The sequence below is a fragment of the Nocardia sp. GTS18 genome, assembly GCF_013839555.1.
GTDB classification, from domain to species: Bacteria; Actinomycetota; Actinomycetes; order Mycobacteriales; family Mycobacteriaceae; genus Nocardia; species Nocardia rosealba.
In genome coordinates, this window is record NZ_JACBIU010000015.1 from 55277 (window position 1) to 77627 (window position 22351).

At 66.1% G+C, this 22351-nt stretch carries 18 protein-coding genes; 14 read left to right on the forward strand and 4 right to left on the reverse strand.

Going from position 1 to position 22351, the window contains the following annotated elements; translation table 11 throughout:
• Nucleotides 1-59 precede the first annotated feature (59 nt).
• The 3 genes from HYG95_RS14730 to HYG95_RS14740 are packed head-to-tail and all read right to left on the reverse strand — an operon-like array spanning nucleotide 60 to nucleotide 3935.
• Entirely contained in the window at nucleotides 60-1682 is a 1623-nt protein-coding gene (locus HYG95_RS14730) for an acyl-CoA synthetase (RefSeq protein ID WP_181698509.1), read from the reverse strand.
• A 27-nt stretch (nucleotides 1683-1709) separates the two neighbouring features.
• The gene (locus HYG95_RS14735; RefSeq protein WP_181698510.1) at nucleotides 1710-3398 is read right to left on the reverse strand and encodes a carbamoyltransferase N-terminal domain-containing protein; all 1689 of its coding nucleotides are present in this window, start codon (nucleotides 3396-3398) and stop codon (nucleotides 1710-1712) included.
• Between the two features lie 60 nt (nucleotides 3399-3458).
• On the reverse strand, nucleotides 3459-3935 hold the full coding sequence (locus HYG95_RS14740; protein ID WP_181698511.1) for a nitroreductase family deazaflavin-dependent oxidoreductase: 477 nt from the start codon (nucleotides 3933-3935) through the stop codon (nucleotides 3459-3461).
• Nucleotides 3936-4056: 121 nt separating this feature from the next.
• Between HYG95_RS14740 and HYG95_RS14745 the strand changes: the two genes are divergently transcribed.
• From HYG95_RS14745 to ligA, 13 genes are all read left to right on the forward strand, one after another.
• Nucleotides 4057-4863: an SDR family NAD(P)-dependent oxidoreductase gene (locus HYG95_RS14745; RefSeq protein ID WP_181698512.1), complete on the forward strand. Its 807-nt coding sequence runs from the start codon at nucleotides 4057-4059 to the stop codon at nucleotides 4861-4863.
• Nucleotides 4864-4996: 133 nt separating this feature from the next.
• The gene (locus HYG95_RS14750; protein WP_181698513.1) at nucleotides 4997-5839 is read left to right on the forward strand and encodes an acyl-CoA thioesterase domain-containing protein; all 843 of its coding nucleotides are present in this window, start codon (nucleotides 4997-4999) and stop codon (nucleotides 5837-5839) included.
• An 8-nt stretch (nucleotides 5840-5847) separates the two neighbouring features.
• Complete coding sequence (locus HYG95_RS14755; protein WP_181698514.1) at nucleotides 5848-6540, forward strand: maleylpyruvate isomerase family mycothiol-dependent enzyme; 693 nt, start codon at nucleotides 5848-5850, stop codon at nucleotides 6538-6540.
• An 18-nt stretch (nucleotides 6541-6558) separates the two neighbouring features.
• The gene (locus HYG95_RS14760) at nucleotides 6559-7710 is read left to right on the forward strand and encodes a cytochrome P450 (RefSeq protein WP_181698515.1); all 1152 of its coding nucleotides are present in this window, start codon (nucleotides 6559-6561) and stop codon (nucleotides 7708-7710) included.
• The gene (locus HYG95_RS14765) at nucleotides 7704-8903 is read left to right on the forward strand and encodes a cytochrome P450 (RefSeq protein ID WP_181698516.1); all 1200 of its coding nucleotides are present in this window, start codon (nucleotides 7704-7706) and stop codon (nucleotides 8901-8903) included. Before HYG95_RS14760 ends, HYG95_RS14765 begins: the two co-directional genes overlap by 7 nt.
• A 115-nt stretch (nucleotides 8904-9018) precedes the next feature.
• Nucleotides 9019-10134, forward strand: coding sequence for a cytochrome P450 (locus HYG95_RS25170; protein ID WP_181698517.1), 1116 nt, complete (start codon nucleotides 9019-9021; stop codon nucleotides 10132-10134).
• A gap of 28 nt (nucleotides 10135-10162) precedes the next feature.
• Nucleotides 10163-11800: an acyl-CoA synthetase gene (locus tag HYG95_RS14775; protein WP_181698518.1), complete on the forward strand. Its 1638-nt coding sequence runs from the start codon at nucleotides 10163-10165 to the stop codon at nucleotides 11798-11800.
• 53 nt (nucleotides 11801-11853) lie between these two features.
• On the forward strand, nucleotides 11854-12087 hold the full coding sequence (locus HYG95_RS24875; RefSeq protein WP_356986381.1) for a hypothetical protein: 234 nt from the start codon (nucleotides 11854-11856) through the stop codon (nucleotides 12085-12087).
• 268 nt (nucleotides 12088-12355) lie between these two features.
• Nucleotides 12356-12958: a hypothetical protein gene (locus HYG95_RS14785; protein ID WP_220139444.1), complete on the forward strand. Its 603-nt coding sequence runs from the start codon at nucleotides 12356-12358 to the stop codon at nucleotides 12956-12958.
• Between the two features lie 299 nt (nucleotides 12959-13257).
• Nucleotides 13258-14463 (forward strand): cysteine desulfurase family protein, encoded by a 1206-nt coding sequence (locus HYG95_RS14790; RefSeq protein WP_181698519.1) that lies wholly within the window; start codon nucleotides 13258-13260, stop codon nucleotides 14461-14463.
• Nucleotides 14463-15578, forward strand: coding sequence for a tRNA 2-thiouridine(34) synthase MnmA (mnmA, locus tag HYG95_RS14795; RefSeq protein WP_181698520.1), 1116 nt, complete (start codon nucleotides 14463-14465; stop codon nucleotides 15576-15578). Before HYG95_RS14790 ends, mnmA begins: the two co-directional genes overlap by 1 nt.
• 38 nt (nucleotides 15579-15616) lie before the next feature.
• Nucleotides 15617-16684: a methionine synthase gene (locus HYG95_RS14800; RefSeq protein WP_181698521.1), complete on the forward strand. Its 1068-nt coding sequence runs from the start codon at nucleotides 15617-15619 to the stop codon at nucleotides 16682-16684.
• Between the two features lie 132 nt (nucleotides 16685-16816).
• Nucleotides 16817-18931, forward strand: coding sequence for an NAD-dependent DNA ligase LigA (gene ligA / locus HYG95_RS14805; RefSeq protein ID WP_370465800.1), 2115 nt, complete (start codon nucleotides 16817-16819; stop codon nucleotides 18929-18931).
• 15 nt (nucleotides 18932-18946) lie between these two features.
• Here the strand turns inward: ligA and HYG95_RS14810 are convergent, their stop codons facing one another.
• The gene (locus tag HYG95_RS14810; RefSeq protein ID WP_181698522.1) at nucleotides 18947-19285 is read right to left on the reverse strand and encodes a hypothetical protein; all 339 of its coding nucleotides are present in this window, start codon (nucleotides 19283-19285) and stop codon (nucleotides 18947-18949) included.
• Between the two features lie 318 nt (nucleotides 19286-19603).
• Between HYG95_RS14810 and HYG95_RS14815 the strand changes: the two genes are divergently transcribed.
• Nucleotides 19604-22216: an excinuclease ABC subunit UvrA gene (locus HYG95_RS14815; RefSeq protein ID WP_370465801.1), complete on the forward strand. Its 2613-nt coding sequence runs from the start codon at nucleotides 19604-19606 to the stop codon at nucleotides 22214-22216.
• Nucleotides 22217-22351 lie beyond the last annotated feature (135 nt).

A 22351-nucleotide genomic window follows, 5' to 3' on the forward strand; every position in this document is an offset into this window, starting at 1 on the left:
CCGCTTGCACGTCAAAGGGCCCCTGACCTAATGGTCAGGGGCCCTTTGATCGCTCTCGGTCAGCGCGGCGACGCGGCCTCGTCGGCATGCTCGGCGGCGTACTTCTTGGCCGCCGGGTAGTTGGCCTTGCCACTGGGCTGACGCATCATCTCGTCGACGGTCCAGTACGAACGGGGCGCCTTGTAACCGGCGATCTTGGTGCGGGCGTGGGCATCCAGCTCGGTCAGGTCGATGGTGGCGCCGGAGCGGGGCTGGATGATCGCGGCGACGGTCTGGCCGTACCGGTCGTCCTTCAGTCCGATGACCAGCGCGTCGAAAACGTCCGGGTGCGACTTGAGTGCGCCCTCGACCTCCTCGGGGAACACCTTCTCGCCGCCGGTGTTGATGCATTCCGAACCGCGACCGAGCAGGGTGACGGTGCCGTCTTCCTCGTAGCGGGCGTAGTCGCCCGGCACGACGTAGCGCTTGCCACCGGTCTCGACGAAGATCGTCTTGGTCTTCTCCGGGTCCTTGTAGTAGCCGATCGGCACGTGACCGGTGCGCGCCATCCGGCCGGTGGCACCGGGTTTCGGCTCGACCAGGTTGCCGTCGTCATCGATCAGCGCGGCCTGCGCACTGAACTTCACCCGGGGACCCTGCGAATGGTCGGAATCCTTGCTCACCACACCGAGGCCCGTTCCGCCGCTCTCGGACGAACCGATGACATCGGTGATGAACACATTCGGGAACAGTTCGAGGTATTCCTGTTTCAGTGACTGCGAGAACAGCGCGGCATGGCTCGTGAACGCCCACAGCGACGACGAATCATAACTACCGGCCTTGTAGGCGTCGAGCAGCGGCTTGGCCATGGCGTCGCCGACAACGGTGAGCACATTGACGCGATGCTTTTCCACCGTCTGCCACACCACATCGGCATCGAACTGCGGAATGAAAACGACGGTGCCACCGGAGTTCAGGGCGATGAACGCCGCCCATTGCGCCGCACCGTGAATCAGCGGCGACAGCGGCGCCATCACGATACCGACCGGGGACTGCTTGGCGTTGTTCGCCAGTTCCCATTCGTCCTTCACGTATTCACCGGTGACATGGTTGATACCGCCACCGAGCGCACGCCACACATCTTCGTGCCGCCACATCACGCCCTTGGGGAAACCCGTAGTGCCACCGGTGTACAGGATGTAGGTGTCGTCAGAACTGCGCTCGTCGAAATCCCGTTCGGGCGATTGCGCGGCGATGGCTTCGTTGTATTCGACACCGTTGTAGCGACTGAAATCTGCGTCCGAGGCGTCGTCTACCACCACCACGTCGGTGAGCTTCGGCGTCTGCGGCAGCACCTCGGCGACGATGTCGGCGTAGCGACGTTCGTGCACCAGCGCCACCAGGTCCGCGTTGTCGACGATGTAGCGGACCTCCTCGGCGGTATAGCGGTAGTTGATGCTGACCGAGATCGCGCGCAGCTTGTACGTCGCGATCATCGTCTCGAGCGCCTCGATCGAGTTGCGCGAGTACACGCCGACATGGTCACCCTTGCCGACGCCGCGCGAGGCGAGATGGTGCGCCAACCGGTTGGCGCGCTCGTCGAGCTCACGGTAGGTGACCTGCCGGTCTCCACAAATGATTGCGGTGCGATCGGGCACCGCGTCCACAGCATGTTCGAGCAGATCAGCGACGTTCAAAGCCATATCAGCAAGATAGAACGTGTTTCAGTTTTAGGCAATAGAACGGGTCGGATCCGGGTTGGTGTAGAGCAGTCCGTCGGACCACACGTACCGTGTGCCACCCCACCGAAGGGCCGACGCGACATCCGGGAAGAAGCCACTGCCGTTGAGGTTCGCGCTGGTGTTGCAGAGCACGGGGACGCCTGTGAGTGCCTCGTAGGCGATCAGGATCCGGGCCGCGGCGATATCGTCGGTTCGTTGGACGGTCTGCAGCCGTGCGGTGCCGTCGAGATGGATGACCGCCGGGATGCGATCGACCCAATCGGGGCGAATTTCGTGCTCGAACAGCATGTAGGGATCGCTACCCCCCGGCGTGAAGATTTCGGTGGCCCGGTCGGCGAGGCATATGGGCGCAACCGGTCGATAGTCGGCTCGGTCCTTGATCAGGTTGAGTCGCTGCTTCATTGCTGTGTCCCGAGCGGGTGCCAGAATGCTGCGATTACCCAGTGCCCGTGGACCGAGTTCGGCGCGGCCGGAAAGGACGACGACCGGCTCGTCGTATTCGTGCAGAATTCTGGCTACCCCGGCTTCATCGCAGGGCGTGACCGTCCATGATTCCGGAACCGTTCCGGTGCGAATGGGCGGACCGCTGAAGACGGACCAGTCGAGCGCTGTCAGCCCGGTGCCCCACATCTCGCAACACGCTGTGCCGATGGCGGCCCCGGCATCATTCGGAAATGGTGGTACCCACACGTCGGTGAACAGTCCCGACGCTCGTATCCGGCTGTTCCATTTGATATTGAGTGCGCATCCGCCACCGAGACACAGGTTTCGGGGAGCGCCGGGAAAGTGTTCGGCTACGACGCGAGCCAGCGCCGCGAGTAATCGTTGTCCCAGGTATTCCTGGAAAGTGGCGATGATGTCCGCATCGGACAGGCCGGGTAGGTAGGCATCTCGTTTCGCCAGTATGGCTTGGGCCATCGCTGCGGCGTTCTGTGGAACGACGCTCGGGAAGCTACCGAGCAGATCGTCGAATACCGGGAACGCCGCTTCCGATGGGGTGCCGAGGGCGGCGTAGGCCATGGCTTTGCCGGCCACGGAAAGGTGGTGGCGGATCAGGGCGTTCATGTCGAGGCCGCGCCCGTCGAGACGGAAGGGGCCGAAATGCGCGTTGAAGTCGGAGAAGAAGTTGCCGGGTACCCGCAGCAGCGAGGAGACGGCGCGGACCGACCGATCCGCGGGCCGGACGTCGTAGAGGCGCGGGGTCGTTCCGCCGTCCCACACGAGCACCAGCGAGTCTTCGTTCCGCTGCGCGAACGGGCTCGAACAGTACGACCCGAGTAGGTGGTTGGCGTTGTGGAAGTAGCTCGTATAACCCTTGCCCGAGCCGAAATCGTGTGCATCGAAGTGGTAGCGCTGCATCGGCTCGGACCGGCCCGGGGAGTCGGAGTACGCGGCGACCGGCAGGTGAACGGTCATATCGTCGCGTCGAAGTGGTACGGCCGGTTCGAACGGATCCTGGCCGGGCTGTGCCCACCACCCGTCGACGACGTAGGCGTCCACATCGCGATGGTCGATGCCCGCTGTGCGTAGGAGCTCCGGGACGCGCGAGGCGTCGCCCAGTGGGGTATAGCGATCGAGGTTGTCGATCTTCTCCATTTCGATGCTGGTGACCAACCGGCCGTTGTCGATAAGTGCGATGCCCCCGTCATGGGTTGCTTTGATCCCGCAGATCAGCATCGGATCCTCCTTCGTGTCGTGGCTGCCCGAGAACCGAGCGTGACTGCTCGAACGGCGTCGTCAGCGCTCGGACTCGCGACTCAGCACGAACATGCGCAGCTCTCGTTGGGATCGGGCGGCGTAGTCGGTGTAGTCCGGCCAATGCTCGATCACGTGGGCCCACAGTTCGGCGCGCTGCTCCGCGCGCACCGGATGTGCGATGACGGAGAACGTTTCACCCTCGACGCGGACTACCGCCCGCCCTGCGGCGGTCAGGTTGGCGGTCCATGCGGGGTGGGTGGCCTGGCCGAAATTGGAGCCGACCACGATCATGTCGTCGCCGTGTGGCACGTAGAGCAGCGAGACGGTCCGCTCGGCTCCCGTCTTGCGCCCCTTGGTGGTCAGCAGCAGGTTGGGAAAACCGCCGAGTGTCAGCAGCCCGACGCGTCCTCGGGTGAGGCGCTGGGCTGCGAGGTCGACCTTGGCCGCGAATTTGACGAGGGTCAGATAGTAGGGACTGTCTCCGAACGCCCGGACGAACCTCGACTGCGACTCCATAACACAATTCCCCTCACTTCAACTTGCAAGAACTGCAACAGGTTTCATTCATTAGAATGTAACGTGTTCTACCGCATTATGTCTGGCATTGTCCAGGCTACGTACAGTCGATGTAGCGCATGTGGGGAGCATCTGGATGAAGGACGAGCGACCAGTTGTCGTGGTGACGGGAGCATCGTCGGGAATCGGTGCCGCCGTGGCGCTCCGCCTCGGTGTGGCCGGTTGCCGAGTAGTCGCCACCGGGCGCGACGCCGCGCGGCTCGACGGTACTGTCGCCGCGATCCGGGCCGAGGGCGGAGCGGCGACAGCTGTCTGTCTGGATCTCACGGCCGCCGCTGAGATCGAGGCGTTCGCTGCGGGTTTCGGTGAGTCACACGGTGCGGTCGGCGCGCTGGTTCTGTGCGCCGGTGACGCCGACATAGCCACGGTCGAGGAGCTTTCTCCCGCTGGTCTTGCGGCCATGGTCGACGTGAATCTGATTGGTGCACACCGGCTTATCCATGCTCTACTGCCGGCGATGATCGAACGCCGTCGCGGTGACATCGTGGTCGTCAGCAGTGAGAACGTGACCCGGTTCAAGCCGATGATGGCTGCCTACACCGCCTCGAAGTGCGCCTTGGAAGCGCTGGCGGTGACCATGCAGAAGGAGTTGGAGGGGACCGGAGTTCGGACGTCGATCGTGCGGCCGGGATCGACGCGCACTGCCATGGGGAGCACCTGGGCGCCCGCCGAGCTCGGTGCGCTGTTCGGGTTGTGGGGGCGGTGGGGTCTGGCTCGTCATTCGGGGCGGATGGATCCCGACCATGTCGCGCAGGTGGTCGAATTCGTCCTCGGCGCGCCGAGGGAAATGAATGTGGCCTGTGTGGAGGTGCAGCCTGAAGCGCCGGTGGCTTCGGTCGAAGAGGCGAAAACTGTTGCGGCAAAATAGAACCTGTTCTACTGTCCATATTGGTACTGGTTCTTAGCAAGCTGAACGGGTCGACGGGGAATCTCGGCCCGGCGCTGGGTAGTAGAACCGCCCAGAGTGATTTGCAGACTGAACAGTCTGCGGAGGGGACATTGTGGCTCTTTTCGTGCGCACGGCGGGGACCAGCCGTCCGAGTGGCTACGCCCGCAGCCAATGGGATCCCGAGGCGGTGAACGGCACGGCTGTCGCAGCCCTGGCCGGGCAGGGGCTCGGCGACCATGCCTTCGGCACCGGTCTCGTCCCGGCCCGCTTCTCCTTGGAACTCCTGCGTCGGGTTCGCTTCGCGGGGCTGGAAACCACAGTGGTGACCACCCGCAAAGGCGCGAATATCGAAGTCCTGGACTGGAGTTCGCACCAGGAAGGGCAGCTCGTGGCGCGGGCGACCCTCACACTGCTACGCGAGTCGCGACAGCCACCCGGCGAGTTCTGGACAGTCGAGCACGGAGCGCGACCACCGTGCCCGCCCGGCCCGCCGACCAGGCCCGGCCTGTGGTGGAACCACGACGGTGCCGGACCGGACCTGTGGACCGAGCAGCCACGCGATGTGCAGAACGCGCAGCGCAAACGCATCTGGATCAACCATGTCGAGGCAATCGAGGGCGTGCCGATGTCCTCGGTCGCCCGATTGGCCGCGACCGCCGAGCTCACGAACACGATCACCGCCTTGGGATCGACGGGCATCGGCTACATCAACCACGACACGACAGCGGCTTTCACGCGCGCACCGGCCGAAGGCGGCCTCGGGCTCGAAGCGCACCAGCACCTGGCCGCGGCCGGGCTGGCTGTCAATGTCGCTCAGCTCTATGACGCCGAAGGCGTACTCGGAGTCGCCGTCGTGAGCTCGCTCTCGGTGGCCGAGCGCCGATTGGACCTCTCCGAAACGGAACCCGAATGGGCCGACTCAGGCAACCTGTCGCGGGCGCATCGCGCCAGTTAGGACTCGACATGACCCTTGTTCACTGGGACAAGTCTCGCATCATCGATGAAACATGCCGCGAATACAGCGAACTCGGCGATCGATTCGCCGATATCAGTGTGCGCGAACTCGACAACCCCACCCGCTGTTCGGGCTGGACCGTCCGCGGCGTGCTCGCCCATCTACTCGCGACCGGCGAAGACGTCATCGACGGAACGATCGGTACCCGGCCGCCGGACGTGCAGGCCCTCGCCTACCCACAGGCCACACCGCAGTTCTTCGCATCGGGATTCCGCTCGGTCGCGCAGCGTCTGCGACCACACCTGGAATCGCTGGACGACGCGATCTGGGCAGCGGACACCTACGGTGTCGCCGGGCAGCCCTTCGGAGTCGGAGTGCTCACGCTCGTGCACGAGATCGCCGTGCACGCCGATGACGTGGACGACGCGCTCGGCAGGCGAGTTCTGTTGTCCGACAGCGCGGTCACGATCTCGACCGAGTGGTTGTCGACCGAATTCGATCGCCTCGACTACCCGAGAACCAGGGTCGTCCTGTCCACCGGCCGGGAACTGACGGCCGGCAGCGGCGGCAAGGAGATGGTGCTCACCGGTACGCCACTGGATTTCGTGCGCGCCGCCACGGGACGAATCGACGCCGAGGTGGTCGGCGGACCGGCCGATCTGAACATCTACGGCCGGGACCGCAGACATGAAGGGGTCTAGGGAAGGGAGTGGCAGCTGATGAGTCCTAGTGTCGTAGAGCTCGGTACATCACCGGCGGGAGATCCCAGCTGGGTGGTGAAGGACTATCAGACGATCCGTCGTCTGCTGTCCGACGGCAGACTCAACAGGTTCCCGCCGGTGGATGTCGAATGTCCGGCCCGGTTCACCCACGCCGAGATCATCCGGTTCAAGCACCTCGATCCGAACGCTCCGCCGCCGCCGGACGACCTTATCCGGCGTACCGTCGCGCATGCGTTCTCCAAGCGCCGCATGCACGCGATCGAAGCCAAGGTCGAGGCGATCACGACGTCGTTGATCGACGCGATGATCGCCGCCGGACCGCCCGCCGAACTACGACGGGACTTCGCTGGACCGCTCTCCTCGCAGGTGATCTCCAGCCTGATCGGCGTCCCGGACGAAGACCATCAGCTGATTCAGGAGTTGTCCCAATCGGCGGCCAATCTCGCCGAACCCGAGATCTCCGCTCCGGCCGACCAGCAGCTCAAGGATTACATGCGTCAGCTGGTCGCGAAGAAGGAAGCCGACCTCGGCGACGATGTCATCAGCGACATCATTCGTCTGCGGGTCGACCACCCTGCCCTGGAAAATGTCGACCTCGTCATCGGATTGGCGACCGGCTTGCGCTTCGCCGGACAGATCAACACAGTGACACTGATCGACCGTGGCATCGTCCATCTGCTTCGCCACCCGGAATTCCAGGCCGAGATAGTCGTCGGCGACCGTGCCGCGCGGGCACGGGTGGTCGAAGAGATCCTGCGGTTGCCGCATCCGGTGCAGGGTCGCGTCGCAGGTGTACCGCGCTATGCGACAGTCGATTTCGAGCTGGGAGGGTGCACGATCCGGCGCGGCGACCTGGTGGTCATGGACATCGAGGCGGGAAACCTCGATCCATCGGTCTTCGCTGATCCGGGTGACTTCTGCCCCGCCCGCCCCGCCACGTCGCATCTGTCGTTCGGAGCGGGAACGCACTACTGCGTCGGTGCCGCGCTGGCCCGCTGCGAAATGGAGACGGCGTTCGCGATGCTGCTCGGGCGCTTACCGGAACTGCGGTTCGCTGTGCCGTTCGAAGAGCTCGAACCGCTGAGCCACCAGCTGTCCGGCGGAGCGACCCGCATCCCGATCACCTGGAAGGTGTCCCAGTCGTGCTGAAAGACGAAGAGATCACCCAATTCCCGTCTGCGGCATGCCGATCGCTCGGCTTGGATCCAGTGCTGCGGGAGATGTTGGCACAGGGGGAGCGTGCACGGAAGGTCCAGCTTCCCCACGGCCCGGAATCCTGGATCATCACCGGCTACGACGACAACCGGGCGATCTACAGCCGCCCCGAGTTCACCCGCCAGGGTATCGATACCGAGGAAGCGCCCCGCCTGACCGCCGGATTGATGCTCGCGGGCGCCATCGGGTGCCAGAAGGACAAAACACACGCCGCGCTGCGGCAGGCCGCGACCAGGGTCCTCGATCGCACGATGATCTCTCAGGTCGAGGACATCGCCCTGCGAACCGCGAACGAACTCGTCGACTCCATGCGTGAGCGTGGCGACGGGTGCGATTTCGTCCGGGATTTCGCCAGGCCGTACTCCATCCGTGTGCTGTGCCAAATCCTCGGGATACCAGGCACCGACGAGGAATTCGTCATCGAGATGGTCGGCGCGATCCTCGCTGGTGGGCACAGCGGAGACGCCGGGACCGCGACCGAGGCGAGCACCCGGTTGGGTGTCTACATCATCGAGCTCGTCAACGAACGCCAGCGGAATACCGGCTCGGACTTCATCTCCCGGGTCGTCTCGCACACTGCCCTTTCCACCTACGAAGTGGTGGTTCTGACCTACGCGATGGTCATGGGTGGGTTCGAGACGACAGCCAACATGCTGGCCAAGTCGCTGGCCAGACTGCTTGTCGAAGAAGAACTCGTCGAGCGGGTGCGTCACGAACCGGCGCGGATCCCCGACATCATCGATGAGCTCTTGCGGCTCACCTCGGTGGCAGGCGGCGAAGGAATTCCGTGGCTCGTGCGCGAGCCTGTCGAGATCGCCGGAATGCACCTGCAACCGGGTGATTACGTCGTTCCGGCGCCCGGTGCCGCGAATCGGGACCCGGCTGTCTTCGACAATCCGGAGGAACTGCGGCTCGGCCGCGACGAGCGCCAACATCAAACACTCGGCTACGCGGCGCATTACTGCCTGGGGAACAAAGTCGCCAGGGTAGAGCTCGACACGGCGTTCCGTGTTCTGCTCGAGCGATTCAGCGGCCTGCGCCTCGCGGTCGATATCGACGACCTGGACTGGGACGAGGAATCAGCCATCTGGCATCTCCGTGCGCTCCCGATCTCCTGGCGCGGGTGACGGTGACATGACACCAGAAGTGGGCGCGGCGGCGTCGTACCCCGCGGCGTCTCCGATTCCGACCGAGCGGACCTGTCCATTCGATCCACCCGACGGCTTGCGTGGACTGCCTGCGGTGAGCCCGCTCAGATTCGCCAGCGGTGCCGAAGGCTGGTTGGTCACCGACTACCGGATCGCGCGCAGCGTCCTCAGAGACTCCCGATTCAGCACCGACCGGAAGTTGACCGAAGCGCCGATTCGGGAACTTCCGCCGATCCTGCGCGAATACGGCACACCCCCGGGCATGTTCAACTGTCTTGACGGTGATTCCCATGCGCGGTACCGACGGCTCCTCGCGGGGTACTTCTCGGCGGGGCGGATCGCGGAGTTCGCGCCGCGGGCCGTCGACATCGTCGACGAACAGATCACGACAATGGCCGAGGTGCTCGATTCCGCCGGTGAAGCCGATCTGCTTGCCGTGTTCGCGATGCCGGTTTCGTTGCGCCTGATCTGTGAACTGCTCGGGGTTCCCGATCGACTCAGCGGGGATATCGCACGGCTGGCCTCCGTATTGTTCGATCTGTCGGCGTCGGGCGACTCGATGATCGCGACCATTCTCGAGCTGCGCGAGATTCTGCTCGACGCCATCAGACATACCCGCACCTCGCCGTCGAGTGGGCTGATCGCCGACCTTGCTCGTGATCCCGAGATCGACGACGAAGAACTGTTCCAGATCAGTCAGGTTCTCCTACTCGCCGGATTCGAAACCACCGCGAACATGCTGGCACTCAGCACGTTCGCGTTGTTGTCGGCTCCGGATCAGCTGCGGCGATTCCGTGCCGGGGAGGTGTCCGCCGCAGCGGCTGTGGACGAACTCCTGCGCTATCTGTCGGTGGCCCATATGGGCCCGGTCCGCGCGGCAAGTGAATCTGTTCGCCTGGGGGAGGTGACCGTTGCGGCGGGCCAATCGGTGATGATCTCGGTCCCGGTGGTGAACCGCGACCCCGCATTGCTCGACGACGCCGACAGATTGCTCCTCGATCGTCCACCGGTGAACCACATTTCCTTCGGGGTCGGCGCACATAAATGCATCGGCCAATACTTGGCGAGAACCGAACTCGAGATCGGGCTGACGCGACTGTTCGCGCGGTTCCCGACCCTGACGCTCGCGGTCCCACCCGAGCAGGTACCGCTGCGGACTGACATGTTGGTTTACGGCGTGCACGAGCTGCTGGTCTGCGTCGAAGGCTGAGACAACCGCATCGGATGAGGAGAGAACCGTGGCACTGAACATCGCAGATCTGTTCGAGCACGCAGTGGATGCGGTGCCCGATCTTCCGGCGGTGAAGGTGGGGGAGCGAGCGCTCACGTTCCGCGAGCTCGACGTCGCCGCGAATCGGCTCGCGCATTTTCTCGCCGGGCGGGGGATCGGGCCCGGGGATCATGTGACGCTGTATGCGAAGAACAGCATCGAGCATGTGGTCGCCTTGCTGGCGACATTGAAGGTGCGCGCTGTTTCGATCAATGTGAATTATCGCTACGTCGAGGGGGAACTCGATTACCTGTTCGAGAATTCCGACGCGGTCGCGGTGCTGCACGACCGCACCTACGCATCGGTGCTCGCGCGCTGTGTACCCCGGCATCCGAGGATTCATACGTGTGTGGCGCTGGTCGATCCCATGGCTCCCGACGACGAATCGGACCTGTCGGGTTTCGGCGGCCTCACCTATGCGGAGGGGATCGAGGGACAGCCGGGGACGCGTGACTTCGGGCCACGTAGCGGCGACGACATCCATATCATCTACACGGGCGGAACAACCGGGTTCCCGAAAGGCGTGACGTGGCGCCACGAGGACTATTGGCGGGTTTTCGGCGGTGGGACCGATTTCGAAACCGGTACGCTCCTGGGCGAATTCGACCAGTCCGAGGCGGCCGCGAAAGCTCGCCGAATGGTGAAATTCCCGCTGAGCCCCCTCATGCACGGCGGCGCCCAGACCGGGCTTCTCCGGCACCTGTTCGTCGGCGATCTGACAATTCTCGAACCCAAATTCGACCCCGCGACCACCTGGGACGTCATCGATCGTGAGCGCGTCCAATTCCTGTTCCTCACCGGCGACGCCATGGCCCGACCGCTGATCGAGGAATATCAGCGACGCACGGCGAACGGTCTCGGCAGTGGTTCCAGCCTCGTCGTGGTGGCGAGCAGCGCCGCGGTATTCAGCCCCGAGGTCAAGAACAGGTGGCTCGAGAATTTCCCGAACACCGTATTCACCGACTCGATCGGGGCGACCGAAACCGGATTCCAGGGCACAGCGGCGCAGTCCCGCGAGAATGTTCGACAGGACGGCCCCCGCGTCGCCCTCGGCCCGGATTCCGTCGTCCTCGACGACAACGGCCATCTCCTCGATCTCACCGCCGACGTCGGCGCCATCGGCCAACTGGCCCGCGCCGGCCGCATCCCCCTCGGCTACTACAACGACCCCGTCAAGACGGCCGAAACCTTCAAGACCGTCAACGGCATCCGCTACGTCGTCCCCGGCGATCGCGTCCGCATCGAGCCCGGTGCCCGCGTCACCCTCCTCGGCCGCGGCTCGAACTGCGTCAACACCGGCGGCGAAAAGGTCTACGTCGAGGAAGTCGAGACGGCGATCAAAGCCGTTGCGGCGGTGTACGACTGCATCGTCGTCGGCGTGCCGGACGAACGCTTCGGCAACGCTGTCGCCGCGGTCGTCGAATTGCGACCGGGACACCAGTTGACTCTCGACGAACTCCGTGCCTCCCTACGCACCTCGCTGGCCGGGTACAAGCTCCCGCGCGTGATGACGACGGTGCCGAAGGTCCCACGCAACGACGCCGGAAAGGCGCAGTACCCGCGAGCGCGGGAGCTGGCATCGTCAGCCGATGCGCGATGGCTGTGAATCTCCCACGATTGTGCGCCCCAACGCGGTGAGCCGGGCTACCGCAACTCCGGGTGGACCTTCCAAAACATCGACTTCGTCCGGAGGCCTTCGAGATCAAAGGCCGTGAACAGCAGGAGGCCAGCGCGATCCTGACGGGTCGGGTCAGCTACGAGGCATTCAGCCCGGTGTGGCCCGACATGGCGGACTTCGCGGAATACAAGGAGATGCCCGAGTACGTCGTGTCGACCACACTCACCGACGACGATCTGGTTACCAACTGGGGTGAAACCACGATCCTGCGGTAGGACGCCACGAAACTGCGTCTCGTCGAGTCGCAGGCCTTCTCGAACAGCCTGCAGCTCAACGTCTTCGACGTCATCGGCCGATCGTCGCCGTCCTCACGCGGTCGGCGGCGCACCACCAGCGGGCACGGCGGTGGCTTCGCCGGTCTCGCGCAGGGTCGATGCACCGGTGACGCGTCGAACGTCGGTCACGTGAGCGGAACCCTTGCCGGGCGGGCATAGGCTCTGATCTTGTGGGGTTCACGGTCCCAGCACCCCGGCCGGGATCAGCTTGTGGAGCCGCAACTTACGTGACCTCACCGGCTCCTACCCTGAGATCGTCACTGCCCTGGCCGAGATCACCGAGGGGCGCACCATCCTGCTCGACGGCGAACTCGTCGCCCTCGACGACCGCGGTGCCCCGTCGTTCTCCCGGCTGCAGCAGCGTATGCACGTCCAGCGCCCCGCCCCGGCGTTGATCGAGCAGGTCCGCTTCAACTACATCGTGTTCGACCTGCTCGGCATCGACGGACGCCTACGTTGCATCGGCGGAGTCGGCACCGGATTCACCGCGGCCACCCGCCGCGGCATGCGCGCGAGGCTCGACGAGATCCGCCGCGACACCAGCCCACTCGACGACCCACCACCGGCACCGGTCGTGCGTATTGCGTGGTGGGTTCAATTCGTTTCCACACAACACTCAGTACGAGGCCTGTTGTGGCGAGCTCGGCGGACCCGTAGGTGGTCGTTATCGTCTCTAGACGGCCATCAGGTCTCTACTCGGCCGGATGACAGCGAACACAACGACAAGGGGCCAGCGTTCTCGCACCGCCCCGTGCACGGGCAACGGCGCCCCCGGCACCCGGGCTGCGGAATATGGGGTTTGTCACGGTAGCGGCGCAGCTAGCGGACGTTGTCGGCCGCCGCGCGGTGACGGCCCTGCGGGCGGATGTACGCAGGCGGCCGTCTGCGGTCCAACCGCATCTGCACGCGTGCGCGGACCTCTGCGGCCGTCAGCTCGGCGCCTTCGCTCTAGCTTTCTCGGCCGTCTCACCGGCCCGATCTTCGACGATTCGGGAATGAAAGTAGGTGATACACGTGTTGGAAATCCTGGGTAAATCGTAGAAAAATCGTAGAAAGCAGGGGTGGGCCCCGAAGATGACCAGGTCAGCGGGGGTGTAGGCTTTGTCGGTCATGAAGTCGGCTTATTCGGGTGCGCCCAAGACGGTCTACCTCGATCATGCGGCGACCACTCCGATGTTGCCTGCCGCTGTCGAGGCGATGACTGCTGCCCTGGGGGCGGTGGGGAACGCCTCGTCGCTGCACGGGTCGGGGCGGGCGGCGCGGCGGACGCTCGAAGAGGCGCGGGAGGCGATCGCGGCGGAGCTGGGGGCGCGGCCGTCGGAGGTGATCTTCACCTCCGGGGGGACCGAGAGCGACAATCTCGCGATCAAGGGGATTTTCTGGGGGCGGCGAGCGGTCGATCCGCGCCGGACCCGGCTGGTGGTGAGCTCCGTCGAGCATCACGCGGTGCTGGATGCGGTGGAGTGGCTCGAGCAGCACGAGGGCGCGCAGGTGAGCTGGTTGCCTGTCGACGGTGAGGGTGTGGTGTCGCCGCACGCGCTGCGCGAAGTGCTCGAGGCGCACGGTGACGAAGTGGCGCTGGTAAGTGTGATGTGGGCCAACAACGAGGTCGGCACCGTCCAGCCGATCACCGAATTGGCCTCCGTCGCACAGGAATTCGACATTCCGATGCACAGCGACGCGATCCAGGCGGTGACCCAGGTTCCGGTCGATTTCGGGGCGAGCGGGTTGGCCGCGTTGAGCGTCGCGGGGCACAAGGTCGGCGGTCCGCACGGTATCGGTGTGTTGCTGCTCGGTCGGCAGGTGCCGTGTGTGCCGCTGATCCACGGTGGCGGGCACGAACGCGACCTGCGTTCGGGTACCTCCGATGTGGCGGCCGCCGTCGGCTTCGCCGCCGCCCTACGCGCCGCCTCCGTCGAGGCGGCACACAGCCTGAAAGCGTTGCGCGACAAGCTGATCTCGGGTGTGCTCGCGCTGGAACCCGACGCTGTGCTCAACGGTCCGGCCGATGAACGCAGGCTCCCCGGCAACGCCCACTTCACCTTCCCCGGTTGCGAGGGCGACTCCCTGCTGATGCTGCTCGACGCCGCCGGTATCGAATGCTCGACCGGCTCGGCGTGCAACGCGGGAGTGGCCTCGCCGAGTCACGTCCTGATCGCCATGGGCGTCGAGCCGTGGCAGGCGCGTAGTTCGTTGCGGTTCTCGCTGGGCCACACCTCGACCGAATCCGATATCGACACATTGCTGACCGTGCTGCCGCAGGTCATCGAAAGGGCCAGGGCCGCGGGTCTGGCCGGCGCTAGAGGAGGTGCCTGATGCGAGTACTTGCCGCCATGAGTGGTGGAGTCGATTCGGCGGTGGCCGCGGCGCGGGCCGTGGAAGCCGGTCACGAGGTGGTCGGGGTGCACCTGGCGCTGTCGGCATCGCCGGGCACCTTGCGCACCGGTTCGCGTGGCTGCTGCTCCAAGGAAGACGCCGGTGACGCCCGCCGCGCCGCCGATGTGCTCGGCATTCCGTTCTACGTGTGGGATTTCGCCGACCGCTTCAAAGAAGACGTGATCGACGACTTCGTCGCCGCCTACGCCGCGGGCGAGACCCCGAACCCGTGCCTGCGCTGCAACGAGAAGATCAAGTTCTCCGCGCTGGCCGACCGCGCGCAGGCCCTCGGCTTCGACGCCGTGGTCACCGGGCACTACGCCCGCCTCGAAGACGGTGTGCTGCGCCGCGCGGTCGACGCCGACAAGGACCAGTCCTATGTGCTCGCGGTGCTCACCGCCGAGCAGCTCTCGCGCGCCATGTTCCCGGTCGGCGACACCCCCAAGCCACGCATCCGCGAGGAAGCGGCCGAGCGGGGTCTCGCGGTGGCGAACAAGCCCGACAGCCACGACATCTGCTTCATCCCCTCCGGCGACACGCGGGCGTTCCTCGGCGCCAAGATCGGCATCCGCCCCGGTGCGCTCGTCGATTCCGACGGCACCGTGCTCGGCACCCACGAGGGTGTGCACGGGTTCACCGTCGGTCAGCGCAAGGGCCTCGGCCTGAGCCACACCGCCGCCGACGGCAAGCCGCGCTATGTCACCGGGATCGACCCCGATTCCGGCACGGTGAAGGTCGGTTCGGTGGAAGACCTGCAGGTCGACGTCATCACCGCCGACCGCGCCATCTGGACCTCCGGCGTGCGCCCGACCGAACCGGTCGAGTGTGTGGTGCAGGTGCGCGCACACGGCGGCACCGCGCCCGCCGTGGTCGAACCGGTGGGTGACGGGCTGGTCGCGCGGCTGCGTGAACCGCTCAGCGGTGTCGCGAAGGGCCAGGCCATCGTGCTCTACCTGCCCGATGCCGACGGTGGCGACACCGTGGTCGGCAGCGGCACCATCAACGGCACCGATCGCGCCGGGGTCGAGGCGGGGATCACCGACGCTTCCGCCTGAGGAGCGCGCCGTTCGACGACACGAAAGGTGTTGTGCACGTGACATTGTCGCGAAGCAAGGACTCCGAGGAGAGTGCGCCCGCGGACCTGCTCGTCGGCGGCATCGCCACGGGCATCGGATCGTGGCCGGGCACCGACCCGAGGGAAGCTGCCGCGACGATCATCGGTGAACTGCCCGACCTCGCGCACCTGGTCGAACTGCCGCAGCGCGGAATCGGCGCCGACATGATCGGCCGGGTGTCGGCGCTGCTGGTGGATCTGCGCTTCGACTCCACCACGCGCGGTTACCGGCTGGCCGCCCGCCCGGGCTCGGTGTCCCGCCGGGCACGTGACCTGCTCCAGTTCGATCTCGATGCGATCGAAGAAGCCTGGGAGACAGCGGGTTTGGTCGGAACCGGCCGTGTCGTGAAGCTGCAGTCGGCGGGACCGCTCACCCTGGCCGCCGAAGTGGAACTGCCCGGCGGGCATCGGATTCTCACCGATCCCGGTGCGGTGCGCGATCTTTCGGAATCCCTCGCCGAAGGTTTGGCGCGGCACGCGGACGAACTGCGCAAAAGGCTGGGGGCACAGGTCGTCATCCAGCTCGACGAACCGCAGCTCACCACGGTGCTCGAAGGTTCGTTGCAGGGGCCGAGCATACTCAACACCATTCGCGCGCTTCCCGAACCCGACGCCGTGCGCGTTCTCGACACCGTGATCGAGGCCCAGAACGCGCCGGTCCTGTTGCACACCTGCGCATCTCGTCCCGCCCTGGCCACCATCGGCCGCACCGCCGCCGCCGGCATCTCCTTCGACGCCGCGACCATCACCACCCCCGACCTCGACCCCCTCGGCGACATCGTCGACCGGGGCAAGAAGATCGCCCTCGGCCTCACCCCGGCCGAGCCGCCTGCGGCGCCGATCACCTGGCGCGAGATCGCCGAACCCGCCGTCCGCCTGGTCGACCGGCTCGGCTTCCCTCGCACGACCCTGGCCACCCAGATCCTGGTGACCCCCGCCTGTGGGCTGGCCGGCGCCTCCCTCGAATGGTCCCGGCGCGCACTCGCGCTCAGCGCCGAGGTGGCGCGTGCCTTCGCCGAGGAACCGGAGTCGTTGAACGTCGAGTAGCGGCCGCCTGTCCGGTGCCGTAACCAGGCAGGCGCTTCGGCGTCCCGGGGTTCGAACGTCCTTAGAAGCCGGGTCGGCGACGGGCCCGGACGGTCGCCGAAAGTGTCGGTGGCCTCCACTAATGTGCTGGGTGTGAGTGAGAGCGACAGCGCGGTTTCCGTGAGTGCCGAAGGTGCCACCCCCGAGCAGCGGGTGCGGTGGCAGCAGTTGGCCGACGAGGTGCGTGAGCACCAGTTCCGCTACTACGTGCGGGACTCGCCGATCATCACCGACGGCGAGTTCGACGCGCTCCTGCGTGAACTGCAGGCGATGGAAGAGGCGCACCCTGATCTGCGCACACCCGATTCGCCGACCCAGCTGGTCGGCGGCGGGTTCGCCACCGAGTTCACCGCGGTCGACCATCTCGAGCGCATGCTGTCGCTGGACAATGTGTTCGACTTCGACGAGCTGCGCGCCTGGGCCGCCCGCGTGGAAGCTGAAACCGGTCCCGACCTGCACTTCCTGTGCGAGGTGAAGATCGACGGTGTGGCCCTGAACCTGGTGTACGAGAACGGGAAACTGGTGCGCGCCGCCACCCGTGGCGACGGGCGAACCGGTGAGGACGTCACCCTCAACGCCCGCACCATCGACGACATCCCCACCGAACTCACCGCCACCGAGGAGTTCCCGATCCCGGAACTGCTCGAGGTGCGCGGCGAGGTGTACTTCCGGCTCGAGGATTTCCAGACGCTCAACGCCCAGATCGTGGCCGAAGGCAAACCGCCCTACGCCAACCCGCGCAATACCGCCGCCGGCTCGCTGCGCCAGAAGAACCCCGCGATCACCGCCCAGCGCAGGCTGCGGATGATCTGCCACGGCTTCGGTCGTATCGAGGGCTATCGCCCCACCTCCATGCACGAGGCCTATCAGGCGCTCGCCGCGTGGGGACTGCCGGTGTCGGAGCACACCCGGCTGGTGCAGGGCGTGGACGCGGTGATCGAACGGGTCGCCTACTGGGGTGAGCACCGCCACGACATCGAGCACGAGCTCGACGGACAGGTCATCAAGGTCGACGAGATGGCGTTGCAGCGGCGGCTCGGCTCCACCTCCCGGGCTCCCCGCTGGGCCATCGCCTACAAGTACCCGCCGGAAGAGGCGACCACCACGCTGCTGAACATCGAGGTGAACGTCGGCCGTACCGGGCGCGTCACCCCGTTCGCCGTGATGGAACCCGTCACCATCGCGGGATCGACGGTCGCGATGGCCACCTTGCACAACGCCTCGGAGGTGAAACGCAAGGGTGTGCTGATCGGTGACACCGTCACCATCCGCAAGGCCGGTGACGTGATCCCCGAGGTCCTCGGTCCGGTGGTCGACGCCCGCACCGGCGATGAACGTGAGTTCGTGATGCCGACGCACTGTCCCAATTGCGGCACCGAACTGGCGCCCGCCAAAGAGGGCGACGCCGACATCCGCTGCCCCAACCAGCAGTTCTGCCCCGCCCAGCTGCGCGAGCGGGTGTTCCATCTCGCCGGGCGCGGCGCCTTCGACATCGAGGCGCTTGGCGACAAGGCGGCCGACGCGTTGCTGCGCTCCGGCGCCATCACCGACGAAGGCGACCTGTTCGACCTCGACGAGCAGAAACTGCTGTCGGTTCCGCTGTTCACCAACAAGGAAGGCGGCTTGTCCGCCAACGGCAGGCGGCTGCTGGAGAACCTGCAGGCAGTGAAGGACCGGCCGCTGTGGCGGGTGCTTGTCGCGTTGTCCATCCGGCACGTCGGCCCGACCGCCGCCCGCGCGCTGGCCGCCGAGTTCGGCAGCCTCGAACGCATCGAATCCGCGACGGTGGAAGAACTTTCGTCGACCGACGGTGTGGGCCCGACGATCGCCGCGGCCGTGGGGGAGTGGTTCACCGTCGACTGGCATCGCGCCATCGTCGACAAGTGGCGGGCCGCCGGTGTGCGCATGGAGGACGAGCGCGACGCCTCCATCGAACGCACCCTCGAGGGCTTGTCGATCGTGGTGACCGGCTCGCTGCAGACCTTCACCCGCGACGGTGCCAAGGAGGCGATCCTGGTCCGCGGTGGCAAGGCGGCGAGCTCGGTGTCGAAGAAGACCGCGTTCGTGGTGATCGGCGATTCCCCTGGTTCCAAGGCCGCCAAGGCCGAAGAACTCGGTGTCACGATTCTCGACGAGGACGGTTTCCGCCTGCTACTCGAGCAAGGTCCGGAAGCCGTCACGCCGCCGGTCGAGGAGGACGCCGAGTAGCGGCGGTCGCTCCGCTCAGCTCGGGGTGACGGTGACCGTGTTCGCCATCTGGGTGTGGATGTCGAACTGGGCGCACTGGCCGTTGGTGAGTTCCACGTGCCGGTGCGTCTTCTTCGAGTTGCCCTCGATGTCGACGACGACGTCGCTACCGGTCATCGAGCACACCTTCGACACCGGCGCCTCGGTGTAGCTGACGGTCCCGGCCCCCTGGCAACTGTTCGTCGAGTTCCCCAGGAACACCCGTGCGGTCCCGTCCGGACAGGGGTCGGCCGCCGCGGTCGGCGCACCGACCATCAGCACCGGAACCACGGCCCCGGCTCCCAACGCCGCAACAACCAGCCCACGAATCATCACTGCAGCTCCGCCTCTCGCCGATTTTCGGCCAGACTACGCCAGACCCGCACCCCCGCGCGCGACATGCACACGATCGCAAACCTGGACACTTGGTCACCACTGGGAAATCCCATCCCGCCCCACGTGGTGGTCGAGACACAGCGATGGCGAGCTGCCGAAGGGTGCCGATGGCGACTGTTACCGTCGGTGCACGCAGGTCCGCTGGTGTCTGATGGAGGCCTGCCTGCCCCGGTTGCAGCATGGCTGGTCGACCGCAACGAAACACGGAAGCCGCCTGCCGGATCCGGGCATCGACTGTCGCGTCGAAGGGACGAAGCAGTGGGCAAGCAAGCGAGCGGGACCACAGGCTCCACCCCGGCACCCGATGCGATCGAGGTGCGCGGCGCCCACGTGCACAACTTGAAGAACATCGATGTATCGGTGCCGCTGGGCAAGCTGGTGGCGGTGGCCGGGGTCTCGGGGTCGGGTAAGTCCTCGCTCGCGCTCGGGGTGCTGTACGCCGAGGGTTCCCGGCGTTACCTGGAGGCCCTGTCGACCTACACCCGGCGCCGTCTCACCCAGGCGGCGCACGCGGCCGTGGACAGTGTCGAGCACGTACCCGCCGCGCTCGCATTGCGTCAGCGACCCGGAATCCCGGGTGTACGAAGCACTTTCGGAACGTCGACCGAATTGCTCAACAGTCTTCGCCTGATCTTCTCCCGGCTCGGCCACCACCGCTGCCCGAACGGGCACCGCCTCGAGCCGACGATGGATGTGGCGCTCGACCGGCCGTTGACCTGCCCCGTCTGCGGTACGGTGTTCGGGCCGCCGAGCGCAGAGTCCTTCGCGTTCAACAGCGAAGGCGCGTGCCCGCGGTGTGCGGGCACCGGCACCGTGCGGGAGGTCGACGACGATGCTCTCGTCCCCGACCCGTCCCGCAGCATCGATGAGGGCGCGGTGCTGCCGTGGTCGATGTTCGGGCTGGCGGCCGTGCCGAAGGTCGCCGCCGAACTCGGTGTGCGCACCGACGTGCCGTTCTCGGCACTGACGAAGAAGGAACGCCGCATCGTCTTCGAGGGTCCGCCGGTGAAACGACGCATCCTGTATCCGGCCAAGAACGGCAAGCTGTTCGATCTCGACGCCTCCTATCGCAATGCCCGCCAGGCGGTCGAGGAGGCGTTGAAGAAGGCAACCACCAAGAAGGGACTCGACCGTGTCGACAGGTTCCTGACCGTGCAGGCCTGCCCGGACTGCGCGGGCACCCGGCTGAACCCGCAGGCCCGATCCACCCTGGTCGAGGGCATCGACATCGCCGAGGCCACGAGCAAGACCCTCGACGACATCACCGCCTGGGTGCGCACGATTCCGGCGAACGTGCCGAAGCCGATGGCAGCGATGGCCGAGGACATCGTCGCCCAGATGGTCGCGACGGCTTCGCGGCTCGTCGACCTAGGGTTGGGCTACCTCTCCCTCGACCGTGCCTCGTCCACGCTGTCCACCGGGGAGCGTCAGCGTGTGGCGCTCTCGCGGGCGGTACGCAACCGCACCACCGGCGTGCTCTACGTCCTCGACGAACCCTCGATCGGACTGCACCCAGCCAATGTCGACGGCCTGCTCGCGGTCGTGCGCAGCCTGCTGACCGACGGCAACTCGGTGATCGTGGTCGACCACGATGTGCAGATCCTGCGGGCCGCCGACTGGCTCATCGAGATCGGACCCGGCTCGGGACGTGACGGCGGCACGGTCATCGCCGAAGGTCCCCTCGACCGTATCGTCGACAACAAGGCATCCCTCATCGCCGGTTTCATCGATGGCCGCGAGGACATTCGCGTCCGCCCCCGAACCGACACGGCCGACTTGTTCGAGGCGGGCCGCATCCATCTGCGCACCGCGCCACTGCACACCGTCCACGCCCTCGACCTGGACATCCCACGCGGAAGGCTCACCGCTGTCACGGGTGCCTCCGGCTCCGGCAAGACCACCCTCGTGCTGGAAAGCCTCGTCCCGGCACTGCGCGCGAATGCTGCGAATACGCCGCTCCCGCAGCATATTCAGGAGATCACCGCAGACGACATCACTCGCGTCGACGTTGTCGACGCCGCACCCATCGGCATCAATATCCGCTCCACGGTCGCCACCTACAGCGGCGTCCTCGACGACCTGCGCCGCGCCTACGCGGCCACGGCCGACGCGAAGGAGCGCGGTCTGCGCGCGGGCGACTTCTCCTACAACACCGGCAGCCTGCGCTGCCCGACCTGTGAAGGCACCGGCCAGATCGAACTCGACGTCCAATTCCTCCCCGACGTCGACATCATCTGCCCCGATTGCGACGGCTCCCGCTACGCCCCGGCAGCCGACACCATCCGGCGGTCACCGCACGGCGACGACACCCACGAAGGCCTGAGCCTGCCGCAGCTGCTGGCCTGCACCGTCACCGAGGCCATCGAACACACCGGTGATCTGAAGAAGGTGAGCGCCCGCCTACAGACCCTGCTCGACCTCGGCCTGGGCTACCTCACCCTCGGCGAGGCCACACCGTCCCTGTCCGGCGGCGAGGCGCAGCGGCTCAAACTCGCCACCGAACTCGGCCGCGACCAGCACGACACTGTCTTCGTCCTGGACGAACCGAGCATCGGCCTACACCCCCTCGACGTCCGCGTCCTGCTCGGCGTGCTGCAACGCCTGATCGACAACGGCGCCACCGTCCTGTTCATCGAGCACGACCTAGACATGATCGCCAACGCCGACTACGTGCTCGACCTCGGCCCCGGCGGCGGCATCCACGGCGGCCGCATCACCGCCACCGGCACCCCCGCCCAAATCGCCACCAACCCCGACAGCCTCACCGGCCACTACCTGCGCACAGTCATACCCAACCATTTCCGGCCCGAATCGAGCACAACAGGTGAGCCCGACCCACCTTCGCCGAGACGCAGGCCGGAACATGGCTAACTCCCCGGGAACGGGCGACGTCGACCTGCTACACCGTCTGGCCGCCAACGCAATTCCCACCGCACCTGAGCCCGGCCTCAGTCCCCCGAGAAGCAGGTGAGCACATGGGTAACTCCCCGGGGACGGGCTAACTCC

Bases quoted from the DNA above. Each gene is read 5' to 3' on its own strand.
- HYG95_RS14730 (WP_181698509.1), bottom strand. From the start codon at position 1,682: ATGGCTTTGAACGTCGCTGATCTGCTCGAACATGCTGTGGACGCGGTG.
- HYG95_RS14735 (WP_181698510.1), bottom strand. From the start codon at position 3,398: ATGCTGATCTGCGGGATCAAAGCAACCCATGACGGGGGCATCGCACTT.
- HYG95_RS14740 (WP_181698511.1), bottom strand. From the start codon at position 3,935: ATGGAGTCGCAGTCGAGGTTCGTCCGGGCGTTCGGAGACAGTCCCTAC.
- HYG95_RS14755 (WP_181698514.1), top strand. From the start codon at position 5,848: ATGACCCTTGTTCACTGGGACAAGTCTCGCATCATCGATGAAACATGC.
- HYG95_RS14760 (WP_181698515.1), top strand. From the start codon at position 6,559: ATGAGTCCTAGTGTCGTAGAGCTCGGTACATCACCGGCGGGAGATCCC.
- HYG95_RS14790 (WP_181698519.1), top strand. From the start codon at position 13,258: ATGAAGTCGGCTTATTCGGGTGCGCCCAAGACGGTCTACCTCGATCAT.
- mnmA (WP_181698520.1), top strand. From the start codon at position 14,463: ATGCGAGTACTTGCCGCCATGAGTGGTGGAGTCGATTCGGCGGTGGCC.